Genomic DNA, 22,739 nt, shown 5'->3' with positions numbered 1-22,739 from the left:
CTACAGTGGCGGCCCGTTTTTGTTGCCTTGCTAACGAATTATGACGCCCCTAGAACGATATCAAGCTGATCTGAAACGCCCGGACTTCTTCCATGACGCTGCGCAGGAAACGGCCGTGCGTCATTTGCAGCGCCTGTACGACGATCTGGTCGCGGCCTCGCAGAGCAAGCCAGGCCTGTTCGGCAAACTGTTTGGCAAGAAAGACCAGGCGCCGGTCAAGGGCCTGTACTTCTGGGGCGGCGTTGGCCGTGGCAAGACCTACCTGGTCGACACCTTCTTCGAAGCCCTGCCGTTCAAGGAAAAGACTCGGACGCACTTCCACCGCTTCATGAAGCGCGTGCACGAAGAAATGAAGACCCTTGGCGGCGAGAGAAACCCGCTGACCATCATCGCCAAGCGCTTCTCCGACGAGTCGCGGGTGATCTGTTTCGATGAATTCTTCGTCTCCGACATCACCGACGCCATGATCCTCGGCACGTTGATGGAAGAGCTGTTCAAGAACGGCGTGACCCTGGTTGCGACCTCGAACATCGTGCCGGACGGTTTGTACAAGGACGGCCTGCAACGTGCGCGCTTCCTGCCGGCCATTGCGCTGATCAAGCAGAACACCGACATCGTCAACGTCGACAGCGGCGTCGATTATCGTCTGCGTCACCTTGAGCAGGCCGAGCTGTTCCACTTCCCGCTCGACGACGCGTCCCATGAGAGCTTGCGCAAGAGCTTCCGGGCCCTGACGCCAGGAATGCACGGCCGCGACCGAAGACGACGTGTTGATGATCGAGAACCGCGAAATCCGTGCCTTGCGCACCTGTGATGACGTGGCCTGGTTCGACTTCCGCGAACTGTGCGACGGCCCGCGCAGCCAGAACGATTACATCGAACTGGGCAAGATCTTCCACGCCGTGTTGCTCAGCGGTGTCGAGCAGATGAACGTCACCACCGACGACATCGCCCGACGCTTTATCAACATGGTCGACGAGTTCTACGACCGTAACGTGAAGCTGATCATTTCTGCGGAAGTCGAGCTCAAAGACCTCTACACCGGCGGTCGTTTGAATTTCGAGTTCCAGCGGACTCTGAGTCGTTTGCTGGAGATGCAGTCGCACGAATTCCTGTCGCGGGCGCATAAGCCGTAGAACGATTCGGAAGATAAAAAAGGGCCTGCAGATGCAGGCCCTTTTTTTGTGCGCTGATAATCCCTTGTGGGAGCGGGCTTGTGTGGCGAGGGAGCTTGCTCCCGCTGGGTCGCGCAGCGGCCCCAAAAAGCTTTGCGACTGCTTCGCAGCCGAGCGGGAGCAAGCTCCCTCGCCACACAGGCCCGCTCCCACATTGGATCTCTGGTGTGTCAGGCAGCCTGCTGAAACTGCTGCCGATACTGGTTTGGCGACAGCTCGGTGTGCTGGCGGAACAGCCGCGCAAAGAAGCTCGCATCGTCGTAACCGACCTCATAACTGATGGTCTTGATGCTTTTGCGGCTGGCGGACAACAAACCCTTGGCGGTTTCGATGCGCAGGCGTTGCAGGTAATGCAACGGCTTGTCGCCAGTGGCGGTCTGGAAACGGCGCATGAAGTTGCGGATGCTCATGCCGTGCTCTCGTGCGACATCTTCGAAGCGGAACTTGTCGGCAAAGTGTTCTTCGAGCCAGTGCTGGATCTGCAGGATGATCACGTCCTGGTGCAACTTCTGTCCGCCGAAACCGATCCGTCCTGGCGCATAGTTGCGCTGCACTTCATACAGGATGTCCCGGGCCACGGCCTGGGCCACGTTGGCGCCGCAAAACCGTTCGATCAGATAGATGTAGAGGTCGCACGCCGAGGTCGTGCCGCCGGCGCAAAACAGGTTGTCGGCGTCGGTCAGGTGCTTGTCCTGATTGAGTTGAACCTGCGGGAAGCGCTCTGCAAACGCATTGAAGAAGCGCCAGTACGTAGTCGCTTCCTTGCCATCGAGCAACCCGGCTTCCGCCAGCCAGAACACCCCGGTCGCTTCGCCGCACAGCACCGCGCCCCGGGCGTGTTGTTCGCGCAGCCACGGCAGCACCTGTGGATAACGTTTGCAGAGTGTGTCGAAATCGTCCCAGAAGGCCGGGAGGATGATGATGTCAGCATTTTCCAGGCCGCCGTCCACCGGCATTATCACATCGCTGAAGCTGTTCACTGATTTGCCATCGGGACTGACCAGCCGGGTTTCGAACGCCGGTGTCAGGCCGTGACCCAGTTGTTTGCCGTAGCGCAGGCTGGCCAGATGGAAGAAATCCTTGGCTTGCATGAGGGTGGAAGCGAAAACCCGGTCGATAGCCAGGATGCTGACGCGCCGTAAAGGCGTGGAGACTTGGTTAGACATAATTCAACTTTATTCTTATAGGGGAAAGTGGTCACCAGACGGCTGGATCGTCTTATTTTTTGTCTGATGTGTCCAGTGTCCTGTATCGCAAGCGCGGCTTAGTCTCTGAGGTCAACTCCTCCCAACAACCACGACAGGTGCCGCATGATCCCCAGAACCTTGTTCAGTTCCGAGCACGAACTTTTTCGCGACAGCGTGCGAACGTTCCTCGAAAAAGAGGCCGTGCCGTTCCATGGGCAATGGGAAAAGCAGGGCTATATCGACCGCAAGCTCTGGAACAAGGCGGGGGAGGCGGGGATGCTCTGCTCGCATCTGCCGGAGGAATATGGCGGGCTGGGGGCGGACTTTCTCTACAGCGCGGTGGTGATCGAAGAGGTCGGTCGTCTCGGCCTGACCGGGATCGGTTTCTCGCTGCATTCGGACATCGTGGCGCCGTACATCCTGCATTACGGCAGCGAAGCGTTGAAGCACAAGTACCTGCCGAAATTGGTGTCTGGCGAAATGGTAACGGCGATTGCCATGACCGAGCCTGGCGCCGGTTCCGACCTGCAAGGGGTGAAGACTACTGCCGTGCTGGACGGCGACGAGTATGTGATCAATGGCTCGAAGACCTTCATCACCAATGGCTTTCTGGCGGATCTGGTGATCGTCGTCGCCAAGACCGATCCGAAGGCCGGGGCCAAGGGCACTAGCTTGTTTCTCGTGGAAGCCAATACGCCGGGCTTTGCCAAGGGCAAGCGTCTGGAAAAAGTCGGCATGAAGGCCCAAGACACCTCGGAGCTGTTCTTCCAGGATGTGCGGGTGCCCAAGGAAAACCTGTTGGGTCAGGCCGGGGCAGGGTTCGCCTACCTGATGCAGGAATTGCCGCAGGAACGCCTTACCGTCGCCATCGGCGGGCTGGCTTCGGCAGAAGCGGCGTTGCAATGGACGCTGGATTACACCCGTGAGCGCAAGGCCTTTGGGAAGGCGATTGCGGACTTCCAGAACACCCGTTTCAAACTGGCGGAGATGGCCACCGAGATTCAGATTGGCCGGGTCTTCGTCGATAAGTGCCTGGAACTGCACCTGCAAGGCAAACTCGATGTGCCTACCGCAGCGATGGCCAAGTACTGGGGCACGGACCTGCAATGCAAGGTACTCGACGAGTGCGTGCAATTGCATGGCGGTTACGGGTACATGTGGGAATACCCGATAGCTCGGGCGTGGGCGGATGCGCGGGTGCAGCGGATCTATGCGGGGACCAACGAAATCATGAAGGAGATTATTGCGCGGTCGCTTTGATCTGCGGTGACTGTTAGGCCGTCATCGCGGGCAAGCCACGCTCCCACAGAGGATCACAAACCTGTGGGAGCGTGGCTTGCCCACGATTGGGTCTATAGATCAATCAAGGAGCAGGATTCGGGTGATCCTTGTGAATCGCCTCGATTCCCGCCAGCACTTCGTCGGAAAGCTTCAGCTCGAAACTCGCTATGTTGCTATCCAGTTGCTCAAGCGTCGTGGCGCCGATGATGTTACTGGTCACGAACGGCTGCGCCGTCACGAATGCCAGCGCCATCTGCGCCGGGTCCAGACCGTGTTCACGGGCCAGTGCTACGTAACGGCTGCACGCTGCTTCCGACTGCGCGTTGAAATAGCGGCTGAAGCGGCTGTAGAGGCTCAGGCGGCCCTTTGCCGGACGTGCACCACCTTCGTACTTGCCCGACAGGAAGCCGAACGCCAGCGGCGAATAGGCCAGCAAGCCGCACTGTTCGCGAATGGCGATTTCCGCCAGGCCGACTTCGAAGCTGCGGTTGAGCAGGTTGTACGGGTTCTGGATCGACACGGCGCGCGGCCAGCCACGGGCTTCGGCCAGGGCGAGGAAGCGCATGGTGCCCCACGGCGTTTCGTTGGACAGGCCGATGTGGCGAATTTTGCCGGCCTTGACCTGCTCGTCCAGCGCTTCGAGGGTGTCTTCGAGCGGGGTGAGGTTGGCTTCGATCTTGTGCTTGTAGCCCAGTTGGCCGAAGAAATTGGTGCTGCGTTCCGGCCAGTGCAATTGATAGAGGTCGATGTAGTCGGTCTGCAAGCGCTTGAGGCTGGCATCCACCGCTTCGGTGATGTGCTGGCGGTTGTGCCGCAGGTTTTTGTCGCGGATGTAATCGATGGTGTTGCCGGGGCCGGCGATCTTGCTCGCCAGGATCCAGTCGGCACGATCACCACGGCTTTTGAAGTAATTGCCGATGTAGCGCTCGGTGGTGGCGTAGGTTTCGGCCTTGGGCGGCACCGGGTACATTTCGGCGGTGTCGATGAAATTGATCCCGGCGCTTTTGGCCCGTTCAATCTGGGCGAAGGCTTCAGCCTCGCTGTTTTGCTCGCCCCAGGTCATGGTTCCGAGACAGATTGCACTCACGTTCAGATTGGTTCGGCCTAGCTGGCGATAGTCCATCGGGTGCTCCTTGGGCAAAACAATCATAAAAGCAGGTTGAAATATTTTTCGCAATCTGCATAATTGCGCACCTCTTTCTGCAGTGGAAGTGATGCGCCGCCGCCGAAGAATCTTGCCGTTGAACGGACGCGCCGACCCGAGCCCCCGAAAGCGTCTGTATCCGGCTGCCTTTGACTTGTCAAAGTACGCACTATTCAGTAAGATCCGCCGTCTAATTTACAGGGCGGCCCCTGAGGCTATAAAGAATGAAAACTTTTACTGCTAAACCGGAAACAGTACAGCGCGACTGGTTTGTCGTCGACGCTGCAGGTCAGACCCTGGGTCGTCTGGCCACCGAAATCGCGAGCCGTCTGCGTGGCAAGCATAAAGCTGAGTACACTCCTCACGTTGACACCGGCGATTACATCGTCGTTATCAATGCCGAGCAGATTCGTGTAACTGGTGCTAAAACCACCGACAAGATCTACTACTCCCACTCCGGTTTCCCGGGCGGCATCAAGTCGATCAACTTCGAAAAGCTGATCGCTAAAGCCCCTGAGCGCGTGATCGAGACCGCGGTCAAAGGCATGCTGCCTAAGAACCCGCTGGGTCGCGACATGTATCGTAAGCTGAAAGTCTATGCGGGCGCTGTACACCCTCATACTGCTCAGCAGCCCCAAGAACTGAAGTTTTAACGGAATAGTTCATTATGTCGGCGACTCAAAATTACGGCACTGGCCGTCGCAAGACCGCAACCGCACGCGTTTTCCTGCGTCCGGGTACTGGTAACATCTCCATCAACAACCGCACCCTGGAAAATTTCTTCGGCCGCGAAACTGCCCGCATGGTAGTTCGTCAGCCGCTGGAACTGACTGAGACTGTCGAGAAATTCGACATCTACGTCACCGTGATCGGTGGTGGTGTAAGTGGTCAAGCTGGTGCAATCCGCCACGGTATCACTCGCGCACTGATGCAGTACGACGAAACCCTGCGTGGCGCTCTGCGCAAAGCTGGCTTCGTTACTCGCGATGCTCGCGAAGTTGAACGTAAGAAAGTTGGTCTGCGTAAAGCGCGTAAGCGTCCGCAGTACTCGAAGCGTTAATTCGCTTCCACGTTCAAAAAGAACGCCCATCTCCTCACGGAGCTGGGCGTTTTTTTATGCGTGCGATTTCTCAAAGAATTGCGCTGTGACAACTTGCCACATCCGTAGAGCCCCTATACTGCAAGGCTTGGCAGTGGAGCCCTTGGGTAATTACCTTGTCAGAATTGGGGCTTTTCATTACCATTCGGCAAAATTTTTATAAGTACATAGTTTTAACTTAGTAGATGCCTGATTTAACAGGCCACAAAGCTGATGGGAGAGGACTGAATGAGCAATGACGGCGTGAATGCAGGCCGGCGTCGCTTCTTGGTAGCAGCCACATCCGTGGTGGGTGCTGCAGGAGCGGTGGGGGCTGCGGTCCCGTTCGTGGGGTCATGGTTTCCCAGTGCCAAGGCGAAAGCCGCAGGTGCACCGGTGAAAGTGAATGTCAGCAAAGTCGAGCCAGGCCAGCAGATGATTGCTGAGTGGCGCGGTCAGCCAGTATTCATTGTCCGCCGAACCGCGGAAATCCTGGGGAATCTGAAGAAGATCGAGGGCCAGTTGTCTGACCCGACCTCCAAGAACTCGACACAACCGACCTACGTTGATCCAGAAACGCGTTCGATCAAGCCAGAGGTTCTGCTGCTGATCGGTATCTGCACACACCTGGGTTGCTCGCCGACCTTCCGCCCTGAAGTGGCACCCGCTGATCTGGGCAAAGACTGGGTAGGTGGTTATTTCTGCCCTTGCCACGGTTCCCATTACGATCTGGCTGGTCGCGTCTACAAGTCGCAACCTGCGCCTCTGAACCTGCCAGTTCCCCCGCATTCCTATGAGACCGATGAGATTATTGTCATTGGCGTCGATACGGAGAAAGCGTGATGAGCAAGTTCATGGATTGGGTTGATGCGCGCTTTCCCGCGACCAAAATGTGGGAAGACCATCTCAGCAAGTACTACGCCCCGAAGAACTTCAACTTCTTCTATTTCTTTGGTTCCCTCGCACTGCTCGTTCTGGTCAACCAGATCGTAACCGGTGTCTGGCTGACCATGAGCTACACCCCGTCGGCGGAAGAAGCATTTGCCTCCGTCGAATACATCATGCGCGACGTCGAGTACGGCTCGATCCTGCGTCTGCTGCACTCCACCGGCGCTTCGGCGTTCTTCATCGTGGTCTATCTGCATATGTTCCGTGGCTTGCTCTACGGTTCTTACCAGAAGCCGCGTGAGCTGGTGTGGGTCTTTGGCATGCTGATCTACCTGGCGCTGATGGCCGAAGCTTTCATGGGTTACCTGCTGCCTTGGGGTCAGATGTCCTACTGGGGTGCCCAGGTGATCATCTCGCTGTTCGGTGCGATCCCGGTCATCGGTAACGACCTGACCCAGTGGATCCGTGGTGACTATCTGATTTCCGGTATTACCCTGAACCGCTTCTTCGCCTTGCACGTTGTGGCCCTGCCGATCGTGATCCTCGGTCTCGTGGTGTTGCACGTTCTGGCGCTGCACGAAGTCGGCTCGAATAACCCGGACGGCGTGGACATCAAGAAACACAAAGACGAAAACGGCGTACCGCTGGACGGCATTGCTTTCCACCCGTACTACACCGTGAAAGATATCGTCGGCGTGGTGGTGTTCCTGTTCATCTTCTGCTCGATCGTGTTCTTTTTCCCGGAAATGGGCGGTTACTTCCTCGAGAAGCCGAACTTTGAAGTGGCCAACGCCTTCAAGACCCCAGAGCACATCGCTCCGGTCTGGTACTTCACACCGTTCTACGCAATCTTGAGGGCGATTCCGGACAAGCTCATGGGTGTTATCGCCATGGGTGCTTCGATTGCCATGCTGTTTGTCCTGCCGTGGCTCGATCGGAGTCCAGTCAAGTCCATGCGCTACAAGGGCTGGCTGAGCAAGATCTGGCTTTGGGTGTTCTGCATCTGTTTCGTGATCCTCGGCGTGCTGGGCGTATTGGCCCCAACCCCTGAGCGTACGCTGGTATCGCAGATTTGCACCTTCCTGTACTTCGCCTACTTCATTCTGATGCCGTTCTACACCAGGCTCGAGAAGACCAAACCGGTTCCGGAAAGGGTGACTGGCTGATGAAAAAGCTATTTGCTGTATTGATTCTTGCTGCCATGCCGATGTTGTCCTTTGCAGCCGAGCACGGTGGTCCCGAGCTGGAAAAAGTCGACATCGACGTTTCCGATAAAGCGGCCATGCAGGACGGCGCGCGTACGTTCGCCAACTATTGCATGGGCTGCCACAGTGCCAAGTTCCAGCGCTATGAGCGCGTTGCCGACGATCTGGGTATTCCTCATGATCTGATGCTGAAAAACCTGGTGTTCACGGGTGCCAAGATCGGCGACCACATGACCATCGGCATGCAGTCTGCAGACGCCAAGGCCTGGTTCGGTGCTGCACCGCCGGACCTGACCCTCGTTGCTCGCGTTCGTGGCACTGACTGGCTCTACGGTTACCTGCGTTCGTTCTATGAAGACCCGGCGCGTCCTTGGGGTGTGAACAACAAGGTTTTCCCGAATGTCGGTATGCCTAACGTGCTGGTCGGTCTGCAAGGTCGTCAGGTGGTCGGCTGCAAACAGGTTCAAATCGTCGAGGACGACAAGAAGCAGTATGATCCGCTGACCGGTACGCCACTGACTCATGAAGCGTGCGATCAGCTGACCATCGTGCCGAAGACCGGTGCTCTGAACGAAGAGCAGTTCAATGAGAAGGTCAAGAATCTGGTAACCTTCCTCGCTTACTCGGCTAACCCGGTTAAGCTGCAACATCAGCGCATCGGTACCTATGTATTGCTGTACCTGGCGTTCTTCTTCGTATTCGCATACTTGCTCAAGCGTGAATACTGGAAAGACGTACATTGATAAAGCTGTAAGCAATTGCTGTTAATCGCGCGCGCCCAGGGGCGTCTCTGAAGGTGTAACGAGTCTGGTGAGCCAGGCGTTACGGGAGGCGTCCTCTGGGCGCGCGCGTTTTTCCGCTTCCGATAATTTCTACAAGCGAGGAGGACCGCCATGGGCGTGACCAATCGGTTGGCCTGTTACTCCGACCCCGCCGACCACTATTCCCACCGAGTACGCATCGTACTTGCAGAGAAGGGTGTCAGCGCCGAGATCATTTACGTGGAAGCTGGTCGTCACCCGCCTAAACTGATCGAAGTGAACCCTTACGGCAGCTTGCCCACCCTGGTCGATCGTGACCTGGCGTTGTGGGAGTCGACCGTGGTGATGGAATATCTGGATGAGCGTTACCCGCACCCGCCTTTACTGCCGGTTTATCCTGTGGCGCGTGCAAATAGCCGTCTGCTGATTCATCGTATTCAGCGTGACTGGTGTGGCCTGGTGGATCTGATTCTGGATTCCCGGTCCAAGGAAGCAGCCCGCGTCGTGGCTCGTAAAGAGCTGCGCGAAAGCCTGACTGGCGTGTCGCCGTTGTTCGCCGACAAGCCGTTTTTCCTCAGCGAGGAACAAAGTCTGGTGGATTGCTGCCTATTGCCAATACTCTGGCGATTGCCGATTCTGGGTATTGAACTGCCGCGGCCTGCCAAGCCGTTGCTTGATTACATGGAGCGCTCTTTCGCGCGTGAGGCTTTCCAGGCGAGTCTGTCTGGTGTCGAACGCGATATGCGCTAAGGCTTAAGGAGCCGCTATGAACTCCAGTCGACCTTATCTGGTCCGCGCGCTCTACGAGTGGATTGTTGATAACGATTGCACCCCGCACATGCTGGTCAATTCCGAATATCCGTCGGTGCAGGTGCCTCAAGGTTTCGCCAGTGATGGACAAATTGTCCTGAACGTTTCGCCGGCAGCCGTGCGTCATTTGCACATGGACAACGAAGCGGTCAGCTTCGAAGGGCGCTTCGGTGGCGTGCCGCACACCCTGTTCGTGCCTATCGCTTCGATCCTGGGCATTTACGCCCGGGAGAACGGCCAAGGCATGGTGTTTGATCTGGAGTCGCCTATGGAAGACGACGAAGAGATCGAGCCGGACGATGATGTTCCGCCACCCGACAACGAGCCGCCGCGTCCCAGCGGTCGACCAAGTTTGAAAGTGGTGAAGTAATAAAAAAGGCGATCCGAAAGGATCGCCTTTTTTATTCACCACTTTCAAACGGGTAGGAGCTGCCGAAGGCTGCGATCTTTTGACTTTGGCTTTTTAAGATCAAAAGATCGCAGCCTTCGGCAGTTCCTACAGGGCGAGGGCGATCTCAAGAGCGCCATCGCCGGCAAGCCATGCTCCTACAAGAGGGGCATCAGTCGATGTATTCGAACAGCTTCACAATCTTCTGCACGCCGGCAACGCTCTGAACCAGATTGGTGGCCTGGGCGGCTTCCTGCTTGGTCAGCAGGCCCAGCAGATAAACGATGCCGTTCTCGGTCACGACCTTGATGCGCGAACCCGGGATGCTGGCGTCGGCCAGCATCTGGGTCTTGATCTTGGTGGTCAGCCAGGTGTCGTTCTGGCGGGCGATGAATCCGGACGGCGGCAGGATCTGCAGCTCGTTATGGACTGTCTTCACACGCTGGACGGCGGCAGCAGCCTGTTCGGCCTTGGCCTTCAAGTCTGCACTAGGCGTTTGCCCGGCCAGCAGTACAACGCCGTTGAAGCTGGTGACGACGATGTGCGAATCGTTATCCAGCCCTGGATCGGCCTTGGCGACGTTAACGCCAACCTTGGTATCAATCAGGGAGTCGTCGATTTTGCTGCCGAAGGTGCGCGTGCCGCGGTCATCTTCAATCGGTGCTTCACGGCTGGCGTTAACCACCGAGGTGCAGCCGCTGATGCCGACGAGGCACAGGGTCAAGGCCAGAAGGCCTAGGCGATTAGGGGTCATTCTTCACTCCCGAACAGTTGGCTGTCGATCAAGTCGCAAAGGCAATGGATCGCCAGCAGGTGGACTTCCTGAATACGTGCGGTGACATTGGCCGGTACGCGAATCTCGACGTCCTCGGGCAATAGCAGCGACGCCATGCCGCCGCCATCACGACCGGTCAATGCTACGACAATCATTTCGCGATCATGTGCGGCCTGGATCGCTTGAATAATGTTCGCCGAGTTGCCGCTGGTGGAAATCGCCAGCAATACGTCACCCGGCTGGCCGAGGGCGCGGATCTGTTTGGAAAAGATTTCGTTGTAGCTGTAGTCGTTGGCGATCGAGGTGATCGTCGAGCTGTCGGTGGTCAGCGCGATGGCTGGCAGGCTCGGACGCTCGCGCTCGAAGCGGTTGAGCAGCTCCGACGAGAAGTGCTGGGCATCACCGGCAGAGCCGCCGTTGCCGCAGGAAAGCATTTTGCCCTCGTTGAGCAGGGCGTTGACCATCACTTGGCTGGCTTGCTCGATGTGCGGTGCAAGTACGTCCATCGCCTGTTGCTTGGTGTCGATACTGGCCTGAAAAAGCTGGCGAATTCGGGATTGCATGTCCATCTGTGTGACCTTAATTAGCGCGGCTACTCGGCACATGAATGTGCAGCCCGCAAAGCAAAGAGCAAAAGTGTTGGGTGAAGGTGTCCGGTTCGGGGTGCAAGCGATCAGCTGTCGAAGGCATTCTGCATCCAGTTCAACTGATCAAGGCTGCTTTCGATGGCAACCACGTCGAAACGGCAAGGGGAATTGGCCCAACGCGACTCGCGCTGAAGAAAATACTGCGCGGCGAAAATCAGTTTCTGCCGTTTGCGCCCATCGATGCTATCGAGTGCGCCACCCCATTGAGTGTTTTTTCTGTAGCGGACTTCAACGAATACTACTGTATCGCCATCAAGCATGACCAGATCAAGCTCGCCGCGTTTACACAACCAGTTCTGCGCCAGCAGGCGCAGACCGTGTTGTTGAAGATGCTCGAGCGCATGGCGCTCGGCATCTTTGCCGCTTTGCTGGCGTGACCTGTCAGGCATTAGCGCGGGGTGTCCGGCAGGCGTTGAATCTGACCATTAACGAACTGTGCCCACGGCAACTGGCGAACCACGCGTTGGTTCTGGGTCATGCCGAGGCTGCCCGATTGACCTTCGATGCGGCTGTCCGGCAAAGCCTTGAGTTGCCCCAGGCGCGGTGCCAGGCGATAGGCGTCAACACCCATTGCGTAAAGGCGACCGAGGCTGCCACCGGCCTGCGGCCATTGTGCAGTGACCTGTTTGCGCAGTGGATCGTTGGCATCCAGTAGCCACGGGGTTTCGCAGAAGCGCACACCGTTCATGTCGTTGTACTGGTTTACATCGCCGCTGGCACTGAACACGTGGGACGTCGCGTAAACCGGGACGTCACCGGCGTACTGGAAGTTCAGGGTTGGTTTGATCTGTTGCGCCTGTTGCGGGGTGGCCGCCAGGAAGATGAACTCGATGTCCTGACGACGGGAAGGCTGGGCGGCGACTTGCGAGCCAACGGTGCTCTGCAGGCTCTTGGCGCGACCTTCGCTCTGGCGCAACTGGAACATGTCAGCAATCTGCTGTGCCAGTTGTACCGGCTGGTCAACACGTTCGACGGCGACAATGCTGCCACCGTTCGCTTGCCAGTCCTGGCTGAATGCCTTCATTACGCGGTCGCCCCATTCGCCTTTTGGCACCATGATGGCAGCACGATGCAGGCCATCGGCGCGAGCGCGGCGGGACACTTCGCGAGCTTCGTCTTCAGCCGCAAGGCCAAACTGGAACAGCTGCGCCGGACCTTGCTCGCCTTCGCTATAGTTCAGCGCCAACGTGGTGATCGGTAGCTGAGGGTGAGCGCTGAGCTGTTTGACCAGCGGCTTCTCCAGCGGACCAACGACCAGTTGCACGCCGTCGGCCTGGGCCTTGCGATAGAACTCGTCCATCGAGGTCAGTTTCGAGCTGTCATAGAACACGATGGCTGGCGGCTTCTGCCCGGCTTGTTGTGCCTGGTAGTGAGCGGCCATGAAACCGTCGCGCAGTGCCTTGCCAACCGCCGCCAACTGGCCTTCTTGTGGCAGCAGCAGAGCAATTTTGCTCAGGGGCTGGCTCGCCAGCTCTTTGAGTTTAGTCAGCGGCAGCGGCAATTGAAGGGCGGCTGGGTGCTTGGGATTCTGTGCGCGCCAGTTGTCGATCGCCGCTTGCTGCTGCTCCAGTGTGCCGGCAGTTTTCACCGCCAGAGCCAGGCCCATCCAGCCACCGAGGTCGTCGGAGGTGGTCGGCTGCAATTGATCTGTGGGCAGCGAGGCGATCAGGATCCAGATCGCTTCGTGGTTTTTGCTGGCTGCTTCACCTTCGAGCATTGGCGCAATAAAGATGCGTTCCCGTGCAGCGGCCAGGGTCTGGCCATCGGCTTCAAGGGCGCGGGCGTGAACGGTGCCGGTGCGTACTTGTTGCTCGACAGGCAGTTCGCCCAAGCGTTGCAGGCTCGGATGGCTCAAGGCAGTCAGCGCCGCTTTGGGCTGATTGCGCACCATGGCCAGTTCAGCCGCCAGAGTGCTGGCGAAGACCTGTTGGCCAGGCTTGAGTTGTTCCATCGGCACCTGTTGCAGGATTTGCGCGGACTGGCCGGCATTGCCCTGACGGTAAGCCAGGTCTGCCGCGCTCAGGCGAAACAGTGCAGCTTGTTCCGGCGTTTTGCTTTGGGCAGCCTTTTCGAGCAATTGCTCGATACTGGCATCCGGGGTGCGTGGAAGTTCGCCAAGGCTGGAGGAGGGCGAGCTGGCGCAAGCCACCAGCAAGGCAGCGAGGCAGAGGGCAGAGAACAGCCGCAGGCAAGCGATCATGTAAGTGTTCCTGATACTCGATCAAATTAGCGTGGAATTGTACCCAAGCGCTGGCCGGGGCGCGATGTTACTGGCGTGAAACCGTCAATTTAGCTCGTGTAAATGTTGCAGTACTGCACAAAAGGCCGAAAAACCAAGGGTGGGTGGGGCGTATCGCGAAAGCTGCTACGCGCTACAATGGCGACTTTTACCGATCATGAGGTGTGCGCTTTGACTGCTCCAGGTGCTTTGAATTCCGCTGCTGGCTCGCTTTATGTGGTGGCGACGCCCATCGGCAACCTGGACGACATCAGTGCCCGTGCGCTGAAAATCCTGCGCGAGGTGGCGTTGATTGCCGCCGAAGACACGCGTCACTCCCAGCGTTTGATGCAGCACTTCGGCATTCCTACGCCGTTGGCCGCCTGCCATGAACACAACGAACGTGATGAAGGTAGCCGCTTTATCACACGCCTGCTGGCCGGCGACGATGTGGCATTGATCTCTGACGCCGGCACGCCGCTGATTTCCGATCCGGGTTATCACCTGGTGCGTCAGGCCCGTGCAGCGGGGATCAATGTGGTGCCAGTGCCCGGCGCTTGCGCGTTGATCGCCGCACTCTCGGCGGCGGGGCTGCCGTCGGATCGCTTCATTTTCGAAGGCTTCCTGCCGGCCAAGGCTGTGGGGCGTCGGGCGCGACTGGAGTTGGTCAAGGAAGAACCGCGCACGCTGATTTTCTACGAGGCTCCGCACCGCATCCTTGAATGCCTGCAAGACATGGAGCTGGTATTCGGCGGCGAGCGCCCGGCGTTGTTGGCGCGGGAAATCACTAAAACGTTCGAGACACTCAAGGGGTTGCCGCTCGCTGAGTTGCGTGAGTTTGTCGAGTCCGACAGCAATCAGCAGCGCGGGGAGTGCGTGGTGCTGGTGGCCGGCTGGTCGGCGCCGGAGACGGAAGACGCAGTCAGCAGCGAAGCCATGCGCATCCTCAACCTGTTGCTCGAAGAAATGCCGCTCAAGCGTGCCGCCGCCTTGGCCGCGCAAATTACCGGCGAGCGTAAGAATGTTCTGTATCAAGTCGCGCTGGATAAACAGAAGAGCGAGTAAAACCCGACGCGCAGGAGTGGCCAAAGGCTTTTAGCGCTTGTTCTTCGGCCGCTCTGCCGTTAACCTTTGCGGCGGAGAGTCGATTGGACAGTCGCTGCCCTCTATGAAAATTAGGGGGAGGAAAGTCCGGGCTCCATAGGGCGAAGTGCCAGGTAATGCCTGGGAGGCGTGAGCCTACGGAAAGTGCCACAGAAAATAACCGCCTAAGCGCTTCGGCGCCGGTAAGGGTGAAAAGGTGCGGTAAGAGCGCACCGCACGTCTGGCAACAGTTCGTGGCTAGGTAAACCCCACTTGGAGCAAGACCAAATAGGGTCCCAAGGCGTGGCCCGCGCTGGGACCGGGTAGGTTGCTAAAGATGTCCAGTGATGGCCATCGTAGACGAATGACTGTTCAAGACAGAACCCGGCTTACAGATCGACTCTCCACCTTTTTTCTCCCCTGCTTGAATCATTGAGCAGGGTGCTGGTAGTGGCAATTTCCCTCCTTACATAAACACCAGCAGACCCCCTCTCGTAATACCGAAAAAATCTTACTCTTAACAAATTACTTTAACTTTCGAATGCAGCTATCCGTGCTGATTCAAGTTATTGAGCGAAAACATACGCCAGATTCTCGTTCCCCCTCCTTTTACACTCCTAAATCTCCGTTCTGTAAGGGTTTTCCTTTAATCCGCGCCTTGACGGTGTGGTGGGCGCATTCCTATAGTGTGCGCAAGTGGCGGAAAGTGGCATGAAGTGGGTTTTTTGAGCTCAAAACGCTAAAAATTGGAGAAACGCTGACGTGTTTCGCGGAGCTAACGCTATCAGTCTCGATGCAAAGGGCCGTCTCGCTATGCCGAGCCGGTACCGTGACGAGCTGGTTTCGAGAAGTTCCGGGCAATTAATTGTCACCATCGATGCCGTTGATCCATGTTTGTGCGTTTACCCCTCGATGAGTGGGAAATTATTGAAACCAAACTGCGCGCACTGCCTTCGCTTCGCGAAGAGAACCGTCGCCTGCAACGTTTGCTGATTGGTAATGCCGTCGACCTCGAGCTCGATGGCAGTGGTCGTTTTCTGGTTCCGCCGCGTCTGCGCGAATATGCCAAGTTGGATAAGCGCGCAATGCTGGTGGGCCAACTGAACAAGTTCCAATTATGGGACGAGGATGCCTGGGATGCGGTTTCTGCCGCTGACCTGGCTGCTATTCAACAACCGGGCGCCATGCCTGATGAACTGCGTGATTTGATCCTGTGACTATTGATAGCGGCTTTAACCACATCACCGTACTGCTTGACGAAGCCGTGGAGGCTCTCGCCGTACGTCCTGATGGCTGCTATCTGGACGGTACGTTCGGACGCGGCGGACACAGCCGGTTGATCCTCAGCCAGCTCGGTCCCGATGGTCGGTTGCTTGGATTCGATAAAGATCCTCAAGCGATTGCCACCGGGCAAACGCTAGCGGCCGAAGACGGCCGCTTTGTCGTTGTGCAGCGCAGCTTTGCCGAGCTCGGTTCGGAAGTCGCCGAACGCGGTCTGGCCGGCAAGGTCAGCGGCATTCTGCTCGACCTGGGCGTCTCGTCGCCACAGCTCGACGACCCTGAGCGCGGCTTCAGTTTCCTCAACGATGGCCCGCTGGACATGCGCATGGACCCGTCCCGCGGGATCAGCGCTGCCGAATTCGTCAACACCGCGCCGGTGGAAGAAATCGCCCGGGTGTTCAAGGAATACGGCGAAGAACGTTTCTCCGGCCGCATGGCCCGTGCCGTGGCCGAGCGTCGCGACATCAAGCCGTTCGAGCGCACTGCTGACCTGGCCGAAGTCCTGAAAGTCGCGAACCCTGCATGGGAAAAGGGCAAGAACCCGGCCACCCGTGCGTTCCAGGGCCTGCGTATTCACGTCAACAACGAACTGGGTGATCTGGAAGCCGGCCTCGAAGCCGCACTGGAAAGCCTGGAAATTGGCGGTCGTCTGGTGGTCATCAGCTTCCACTCCCTGGAAGACCGCATTGTCAAACTGTTCATGCGCAAACTGGTGAAAGGCGAGTCCGACAACCTGCCGCGCAACCTGCCGGTCCGTCACGTCGCCTTCGAACCGAAAATCAAAGTCCATGGCAAAGCGCAGTCCGCCTCCGAGGCCGAACTCAAAGCCAACCCACGTTCTCGTAGCGCCATCATGCGCGTCGCGGAGAAGCTGCGGTGAGCAAGCTTTTCGCCAAGCCACTTCCCGGCGGAAGCTTTTTCATGCTGCTGTTGTTTATTGGCGTGATCGTGTCGGCCATCGGCGTGTCTTACAGCGCCCACTGGAACCGTCAGTTGTTGAACTCGCTGTACAACGAGTTGAGCGTGCGCGACAAGGCGCAGGCCGAGTGGGGCCGGTTGATTCTCGAGCAGAGCACCTGGACCGCCCACAGCCGCATCGAAGTCCTGGCCACCGAACAACTGAAGATGCGCATTCCCGGCGCTGCTGAAGTACGGATGGTGGCGCCATGATGAAACTTGAAGGTGCACTTTTCCCTTGGCGGTTCCGCGTGGTCATGGGGTTGCTCGGTGTCATGGTGGCTGCAATTTGCTGGCGCATCATCGACCTGCAAGTGGTCGACCGTGACTTCCTCAAGGGGCAGGGCGACGCGCGCAGCGTCCGTCACATTCCTATTCCCGCTCACCGTGGTCTGATCACCGACCGTAACGGCGAGCCTTTGGCCGTGAGTACGCCGGTCACCACCCTGTGGGCCAACGCCAAGGAAATGCAGCTGGCCAAAGAGAAGTGGCCAGCACTGGCCGCAGCGCTGGGCCAGGATCCGAAAGCCCTGACCGAACGTCTCGAAGCCCAGGCCAATAAAGAATTCATCTATCTGGTGCGCGGGTTGACGCCTGAGCAAGGCCAGTCGGTGCTCGACCTTAAAGTGCCAGGCGTCTACGGCATTGAAGAGTTCCGCCGTTTCTACCCGGCCGGTGAAGTCACCGCGCACATGGTCGGCTTTACCGACATTGACGATCACGGGCGCGAAGGCGTCGAGCTGGCCTACGACGAATGGCTGGCCGGGGTCGCCGGCAAGCGACAGGTCATCAAGGATCGGCGCGGCAGACTGATCAAAGATGTCCAGGTCACCAAAAACGCCAAGGCCGGCAAGCCCTTGGCGTTGTCCATTGACCTGCGTCTGCAATATCTGGCCAACCGCGAGCTGCGTAACGCGATCATCGAGAACGGCGCGAAGGCCGGCAGCCTGGTGATCATGGACGTGAAGACCGGCGAGATCCTAGCCATGGTCAACCAGCCGACCTACAACCCGAACAACCGTCGCAACCTGCAGCCGGCGATGATGCGTAACCGCGCGATGATCGACGTGTTCGAACCCGGTTCGACCATGAAAGCGATCTCCATGAGTGCCGCCCTGGAAACCGGGCGCTGGAAGCCGAGCGACACCGTCGAGGTGTACCCGGGCAGCTTGCAGATTGGTAAATACACCATCAAGGACGTATCGAAGACCGAAGGTCCGGTGCTCGACCTGACCGGCATCCTGATCAACTCCAGTAACGTTGGCATGAGTAAGGTCGCGTTCGATATCGGCGGCGAAACCATTTTCCGTCTGGCGCAAAAGTCGGCCTCGGCCAGGACACCGGCCTGGGCTTCCCGGGCGAGCGCGTCGGCAACCTGCCGAACTACCGCGAATGGCGCAAGGCTGAAACCGCCACTCTGTCCTACGGCTACGGTATTTCGGTGACGGCGATCCAGTTGGTCCACGCGTTCTCGGCGCTGGCCAACAACGGTCGTATCGCGCCGCTGACCCTGATCAAGACCGACAAGCCACCGCAGACCACCCAGGTGATCCCGGAAAACGTCGCCAAAACCATGCAAGGCATGCTGACCCAGGTGATCGAGGCCCCGCGCGGTGTATTCCGTGCCCAGGTGCCGGCGTACCACGTGGCCGGCAAGTCGGGTACCGCGCGTAAGACGTCCGTGGGCACCAAAGGCTACGCCGAGAATTCCTACCGCTCGCTGTTCGCCGGCTTCGGCCCGATGAGCGATCCGCGTTACGCCATCGTGGTGGTAATTGATGAGCCGTCCAAGGCCGGCTACTTCGGTGGTCTGGTATCGGCGCCGGTGTTCAGCCGAGTGATGTCCGGGACGCTGCGCCTGATGAACGTCACCCCGGATAACCTGCCACCGACCCAACAAGCCAACGCTGCACCGGTCGTTCCGCTGAAAGCCAATGGAGGGCGCGGCTGATGTCTCTGAGTCTGAACAAGATTTTCGCCCATGCCGGTCGTGATCTGTTGATCCGCGAACTGACCCTGGACAGCCGCAATGTACGGGCAGGTGATTTGTTCCTGGCTGTCCCTGGCGGCAAATTCGATGGTCGTGCGCACATTGCCGATGCGTTGCAGCGCGGTGCTGCTGCCGTGGCTTATGAAGTCGAAGGCGCCACCGTGCTGCCAATTACCGATGCGCCGCTGATTCCGGTCAAAGGCCTGGCGGCGCAGTTGTCGGACATTGCCGGGCGTTTTTATGGCGACCCGAGCCGCCATCTGAATCTGGTCGGTGTCACCGGCACCAACGGCAAAACCAGCGTGACACAATTGGTCGCGCAAGCCTTGGACTTGCTCGGTCAACACTGCGGCATCGTCGGCACCCTGGGCACCGGTTTCTATGGCGCGCTTGAAAGCGGCCTGCACACCACGCCGAACCCGATTGCCGTGCAAGCGACCCTTGCCGACCTGAAAAAGGCCGGTGCCAAAGCTGTGGCGATGGAAGTCTCTTCCCACGGTCTGGATCAGGGCCGCGTGACCGCATTGGCGTTCGATGTGGCAGTGATGACCAACCTGTCCCGCGATCACCTTGATTACCACGGCACCATGCAGGCCTACGGCGAAGCCAAGGCCAAGCTGTTTGCCTGGAACGATTTGAAATGCCGGGTGATCAACCTCGACGACGAGTTCGGCCGGCAACTGGCGGCGGACAAGCGCGAATCACGTTTGATCACCTATAGCCTGGAAGACACCAGCGCCTACCTTTATTGCCGTGAAGCGCAGTTTGATGACGAAGGGGTGCGCGCCACCTTGGTCACGCCGCAAGGCGAGCACCATTTGCGCAGCACCTTGCTCGGTCGTTTCAACCTGAGCAACGTCCTGGCAGCGGTCGGTGCCTTGCTCGGTCTGGACTACGCGCTGGACGAAATCCTCCAGGTCCTTCCAAAACTCGAAGGCCCTGCGGGTCGTATGCAGCGCTTGGGCGGCGGGACTCAGCCGCTGGTGGTGGTCGATTACGCCCACACCCCGGATGCGCTGGAAAAAGTCTTGCTGGCCCTGCGTCCACATGCCAGAGGCCGGTTGCTGTGCCTATTCGGTTGCGGCGGTGACCGCGATCGCGGCAAGCGTCCGCTGATGGCTGAAGTGGTAGAGCGTCTGGCCGATGGCGTGCTGGTCACCGACGACAACCCGCGCACCGAAGATCCATCCGTAATTTTCGACGACATCCGCGCCGGTTTCACCGCTGTGGAAAAAGTGACGTTCGTGGCGGGTCGTGGTCAGGCGATTGCCCAGTTGATCGCCAGCGCAACCGCTGATGATGTGATTGTCCTGGCCGGTAAAGGTCACGAGGACTATCAGGAAATCAACGGCGAACGCCATGCCTTTTCCGATCTGGTCGAGGCCGATCATGCCCTGACTGCGTGGGAGGTGGCACATGCTTAAAGCCTTGAAACTGAGCGAACTGACACGCGTGCTGAATGCTCGCCTGGTGTCCGGCGATGCCAGTTTCGACGGTGTCAGCATCGACAGCCGCGCGATTAAGCCAGGTCAGCTGTTTATTGCCCTGACCGGTCCGCGCTTCGATGGTCATGACTATCTGAACGACGTGGCTGCCAAAGGCGCCGTAGCAGCCTTGGTCGAGCGCGAAGTCGCCGACAGTTCGCTGCCGCAGCTACTTGTAAAAGACGCTCGCCAGGCCCTTGGCCAACTGGGCGCGCTGAACCGTGCGGCTTATAGCAACCCGGTCGCGGCTATCACTGGTTCCAGCGGCAAGACCACGGTCAAGGAAATGCTCGCGAGCATTCTGCGCACTCGCGGCCCTGTGCTGGCGACCCGTGGCAACCTGAACAATGACCTCGGCGTACCGCTGACCCTGCTCGAACTGGCGCCGGAACAACACCGCCGCCGTGATCGAACTCGGTGCGTCGCGCCTCGGCGAAATCGCTTACACCGTGGGCATGACCAAGCCTCACGTGGCCATCCTCAATAACGCCGGGACTGCCCACGTTGGCGAATTCGGCGGGCCGGAAAAAATCGTTGAAGCCAAAGGCGAGATTATTGAAGGGCTGGATGCCGATGGCGTCGCCGTTCTCAACCTCGACGACAAGGCATTCGGCATCTGGAAGACCCGCGCTGGCGCTCGAAAAGTGCTGACGTTCGCGCTGAACAACCCAAGCGCCGACTTCTACGCCAGCGAGCTGGATCGCGATGCTCGCGGTTGCCCGGCATTCAACCTGCACAGTCCTGAAGGTGTGGAACGGGTTCAACTGAACCTGCTCGGCACCCATAACGTCGCCAATGCCATGGCTGCCGCCGCCGCCGCACACGCCCTTGGCGTGTCGCTGTTCGGCATCGCCACGGGCCTTGGTGCAGTACAACCGGTCAAGGGTCGCACCGTTGCGCAACTGGCGACGAACGGAATGCGCGTAATAGATGACACTTACAACGCGAACCCCACCTCCATGTGCGCTGCCGTTGATATACTCGCCGGCTTTTCCGGACGCACCGTTCTGGTGCTCGGGGATATCGGCGAATTGGGCGACTGGGCGGAGCAGGGGCACCGCGACGTGGGCGAATATGCCCGTGGCAAGGTTTCTGCGCTTTACGCGGTCGGATCGATGATGGTTCATGCCGTGAACGCGTTTGGCCCGCAGGCCTTTCACTTCAGCAGCCAGGCTGAACTGATCGAAGCTCTGGGCGCCGAGCAAGATACAAACACCACTATTTTGATCAAGGGTTCGCGCAGCGCTGCGATGGAAAACATCGTCGCCGCTTTGTGCGGGTCCAGTCTGGAGAAACATTAATGCTGCTGCTGCTAGCGGAGTATCTGCAACAGTTCTACAAAGGCTTCGCGGTCTTTCAGTACCTGACCCTGCGCGGGATTCTCGGCGTGCTCACCGCGCTGGTGTTGTCGCTGTGCTACGGCCCGTGGATGATCCGCACCTTGCAGAACCGTCAGATCGGTCAATCCGTTCGCAACGATGGCCCGCAATCGCACCTGTCCAAATCGGGCACCCCGACCATGGGCGGCGCGCTGATTCTGTCGTCCATCGGCGTCAGCACCTTGCTCTGGGCTGACTTGAGCAACCGCTATGTCTGGACCGTGTTGCTGGTGACCCTGTTGTTCGGCGCCATTGGTTGGGTCGACGATTACCGCAAAGTCATCGAGAAGAACTCCCGTGGCTTGCCGAGCCGCTGGAAGTATCTCTGGCAGTCGGTGTTTGGTCTGGGCGCGGCGCTCTTCCTTTATATGACCGCGACCACGCCGGTAGAAACCACGCTGATCCTGCCGATGCTCAAGGACTACAGCATTCCGATGGGCGCAGGTTTCGTCATCCTGACCTACTTCGTGATTGTCGGTTCGAGCAACGCGGTCAACCTGACTGACGGCCTCGACGGTCTGGCGATCATGCCGACGGTGATGGTCGGCGGCGGGTTGGGGATCTTCTGCTACCTGTCCGGTAACGTGAAATTCGCTGAATACCTGCTGATCCCTTACGTCCCGGGAGCCGGTGAACTGATCGTGTTCTGTGGCGCGTTGATTGGTGCGGGCCTGGGGTTCCTCTGGTTCAACACCTATCCGGCCCAAGTCTTCATGGGCGACGTCGGCGCGCTGGCACTGGGCGCCGCGTTGGGCACCATCGCGGTGATCGTCCGTCAGGAAATCGTCCTGTTCATCATGGGCGGCGTGTTCGTGATGGAAACCCTGTCGGTGGTCATCCAGGTGGCCTCCTTCAAGATGACCGGTCGCCGTGTGTTCCGAATGGCACCCATACACCACCACTTTGAACTCAAGGGCTGGCCCGAGCCGCGCGTGATCGTCCGTTTCTGGATCATCACCGTAATTCTCGTGTTGATCGGCCTTGCCACCCTGAAGCTGAGGTAGAACG

19 protein-coding genes, 1 other RNA gene and 4 pseudogenes are annotated in these 22,739 nt (G+C 58.5%); 18 read left to right on the top strand and 6 right to left on the bottom strand.

The window, feature by feature from the left end:
* Positions 1-40: 40 nt before the first annotated feature.
* A pseudogene (zapE, locus tag RHM58_RS02790) lies at positions 41-1,136 on the top strand (cell division protein ZapE).
* 209 nt (positions 1,137-1,345) lie between these two features.
* Here the strand turns inward: zapE and RHM58_RS02785 are convergent.
* A complete protein-coding gene (locus tag RHM58_RS02785) occupies positions 1,346-2,242 on the bottom strand; it encodes a GlxA family transcriptional regulator (RefSeq protein WP_201206796.1) in 897 nt (298 codons plus the stop codon).
* A 243-nt stretch (positions 2,243-2,485) separates the two neighbouring features.
* Between RHM58_RS02785 and RHM58_RS02780 the strand changes: the two genes are divergently transcribed.
* Entirely contained in the window at positions 2,486-3,622 is a 1,137-nt protein-coding gene (locus RHM58_RS02780) for an acyl-CoA dehydrogenase family protein (protein ID WP_201206577.1), read from the top strand.
* Positions 3,623-3,725: 103 nt separating this feature from the next.
* Here the strand turns inward: RHM58_RS02780 and RHM58_RS02775 are convergent, their stop codons facing one another.
* Positions 3,726-4,766 carry an NADP(H)-dependent aldo-keto reductase gene (locus RHM58_RS02775; RefSeq protein ID WP_201206575.1) on the bottom strand — a complete coding sequence of 347 codons (1,041 nt, stop codon included), beginning with the start codon at positions 4,764-4,766 and terminating at the stop codon, positions 3,726-3,728.
* Positions 4,767-5,011: 245 nt separating this feature from the next.
* Between RHM58_RS02775 and rplM the strand changes: the two genes are divergently transcribed.
* The 7 genes from rplM to RHM58_RS02740 all read left to right on the top strand — a co-directional run bounded on the left by rplM (position 5,012) and on the right by RHM58_RS02740 (position 9,899).
* Positions 5,012-5,440, top strand: coding sequence for a 50S ribosomal protein L13 (gene rplM, locus RHM58_RS02770; protein WP_007905295.1), 429 nt, complete (start codon positions 5,012-5,014; stop codon positions 5,438-5,440).
* A gap of 14 nt (positions 5,441-5,454) precedes the next feature.
* A complete protein-coding gene (gene rpsI / locus RHM58_RS02765; RefSeq protein WP_003216038.1) occupies positions 5,455-5,847 on the top strand; it encodes a 30S ribosomal protein S9 in 393 nt (130 codons plus the stop codon).
* Between the two features lie 267 nt (positions 5,848-6,114).
* Complete coding sequence (gene petA / locus RHM58_RS02760) at positions 6,115-6,708, top strand: ubiquinol-cytochrome c reductase iron-sulfur subunit (protein ID WP_201206573.1); 594 nt, start codon at positions 6,115-6,117, stop codon at positions 6,706-6,708.
* Entirely contained in the window at positions 6,708-7,919 is a 1,212-nt protein-coding gene (locus tag RHM58_RS02755) for a cytochrome b (RefSeq protein ID WP_054045582.1), read from the top strand. Before petA ends, RHM58_RS02755 begins: the two co-directional genes overlap by 1 nt.
* Positions 7,919-8,701 carry a cytochrome c1 gene (locus tag RHM58_RS02750; RefSeq protein WP_201206571.1) on the top strand — a complete coding sequence of 261 codons (783 nt, stop codon included), beginning with the start codon at positions 7,919-7,921 and terminating at the stop codon, positions 8,699-8,701. Before RHM58_RS02755 ends, RHM58_RS02750 begins: the two co-directional genes overlap by 1 nt.
* A 150-nt stretch (positions 8,702-8,851) precedes the next feature.
* Positions 8,852-9,469, top strand: coding sequence for a glutathione S-transferase N-terminal domain-containing protein (locus RHM58_RS02745; RefSeq protein WP_201193598.1), 618 nt, complete (start codon positions 8,852-8,854; stop codon positions 9,467-9,469).
* Positions 9,470-9,485: 16 nt separating this feature from the next.
* Positions 9,486-9,899 carry a ClpXP protease specificity-enhancing factor gene (locus RHM58_RS02740; protein ID WP_054045578.1) on the top strand — a complete coding sequence of 138 codons (414 nt, stop codon included), beginning with the start codon at positions 9,486-9,488 and terminating at the stop codon, positions 9,897-9,899.
* Between the two features lie 190 nt (positions 9,900-10,089).
* On the opposite strand, the gene RHM58_RS02735 is transcribed toward RHM58_RS02740, so the two are convergent.
* The 4 genes from RHM58_RS02735 to RHM58_RS02720 all read right to left on the bottom strand — a co-directional run bounded on the left by RHM58_RS02735 (position 10,090) and on the right by RHM58_RS02720 (position 13,539).
* Positions 10,090-10,671: a BON domain-containing protein gene (locus RHM58_RS02735; protein ID WP_201206569.1), complete on the bottom strand. Its 582-nt coding sequence runs from the start codon at positions 10,669-10,671 to the stop codon at positions 10,090-10,092.
* Positions 10,668-11,261, bottom strand: a complete 594-nt coding sequence (locus RHM58_RS02730; protein ID WP_007904374.1) for a phosphoheptose isomerase — start codon at positions 11,259-11,261, stop codon at positions 10,668-10,670. Before RHM58_RS02730 ends, RHM58_RS02735 begins: the two co-directional genes overlap by 4 nt.
* A 104-nt stretch (positions 11,262-11,365) precedes the next feature.
* Positions 11,366-11,728 (bottom strand): YraN family protein, encoded by a 363-nt coding sequence (locus tag RHM58_RS02725; RefSeq protein WP_201206566.1) that lies wholly within the window; start codon positions 11,726-11,728, stop codon positions 11,366-11,368.
* On the bottom strand, positions 11,728-13,539 hold the full coding sequence (locus RHM58_RS02720) for a penicillin-binding protein activator (RefSeq protein ID WP_201206564.1): 1,812 nt from the start codon (positions 13,537-13,539) through the stop codon (positions 11,728-11,730). The genes RHM58_RS02725 and RHM58_RS02720 overlap by 1 nt, the downstream gene beginning before the upstream one ends.
* A 177-nt stretch (positions 13,540-13,716) precedes the next feature.
* Here RHM58_RS02720 and rsmI point away from each other — a divergent pair, with 177 nt between their 5' ends.
* From rsmI to mraY, 9 genes and pseudogenes are all read left to right on the top strand, one after another.
* Complete coding sequence (rsmI, locus tag RHM58_RS02715; RefSeq protein WP_185058240.1) at positions 13,717-14,622, top strand: 16S rRNA (cytidine(1402)-2'-O)-methyltransferase; 906 nt, start codon at positions 13,717-13,719, stop codon at positions 14,620-14,622.
* A 75-nt stretch (positions 14,623-14,697) separates the two neighbouring features.
* Positions 14,698-15,048: RNase P RNA component class A (gene rnpB, locus RHM58_RS02710), an RNA gene on the top strand.
* A 354-nt stretch (positions 15,049-15,402) separates the two neighbouring features.
* Positions 15,403-15,857: pseudogene (gene mraZ, locus RHM58_RS02705) on the top strand (division/cell wall cluster transcriptional repressor MraZ).
* Positions 15,854-16,801: a 16S rRNA (cytosine(1402)-N(4))-methyltransferase RsmH gene (gene rsmH / locus RHM58_RS02700; RefSeq protein ID WP_416195297.1), complete on the top strand. Its 948-nt coding sequence runs from the start codon at positions 15,854-15,856 to the stop codon at positions 16,799-16,801. The pseudogene mraZ and the gene rsmH overlap by 4 nt, the downstream one beginning before the upstream one ends.
* Positions 16,798-17,091, top strand: a complete 294-nt coding sequence (gene ftsL / locus RHM58_RS02695) for a cell division protein FtsL (RefSeq protein WP_201193606.1) — start codon at positions 16,798-16,800, stop codon at positions 17,089-17,091. The genes rsmH and ftsL overlap by 4 nt, the downstream gene beginning before the upstream one ends.
* Positions 17,091-18,829 (top strand): annotated as a pseudogene (locus RHM58_RS02690) (peptidoglycan D,D-transpeptidase FtsI family protein). The gene ftsL and the pseudogene RHM58_RS02690 overlap by 1 nt, the downstream one beginning before the upstream one ends.
* Entirely contained in the window at positions 18,829-20,292 is a 1,464-nt protein-coding gene (locus RHM58_RS02685; RefSeq protein ID WP_322269606.1) for a UDP-N-acetylmuramoyl-L-alanyl-D-glutamate--2,6-diaminopimelate ligase, read from the top strand. Before RHM58_RS02690 ends, RHM58_RS02685 begins: the two are co-directional and overlap by 1 nt.
* Positions 20,285-21,653 (top strand): annotated as a pseudogene (locus RHM58_RS02680) (UDP-N-acetylmuramoyl-tripeptide--D-alanyl-D-alanine ligase). The gene RHM58_RS02685 and the pseudogene RHM58_RS02680 overlap by 8 nt, the downstream one beginning before the upstream one ends.
* Entirely contained in the window at positions 21,653-22,735 is a 1,083-nt protein-coding gene (mraY, locus tag RHM58_RS02675; protein ID WP_201206558.1) for a phospho-N-acetylmuramoyl-pentapeptide-transferase, read from the top strand. Before RHM58_RS02680 ends, mraY begins: the two are co-directional and overlap by 1 nt.
* Positions 22,736-22,739: the final 4 nt, after the last annotated feature.

Origin of the sequence: Pseudomonas sp. 10S4 (assembly GCF_034344865.1) — a bacterium.
GTDB lineage: Bacteria > Pseudomonadota > Gammaproteobacteria > Pseudomonadales > Pseudomonadaceae > Aquipseudomonas.
This window is presented reverse-complemented; position numbering and strand designations above follow the sequence as displayed.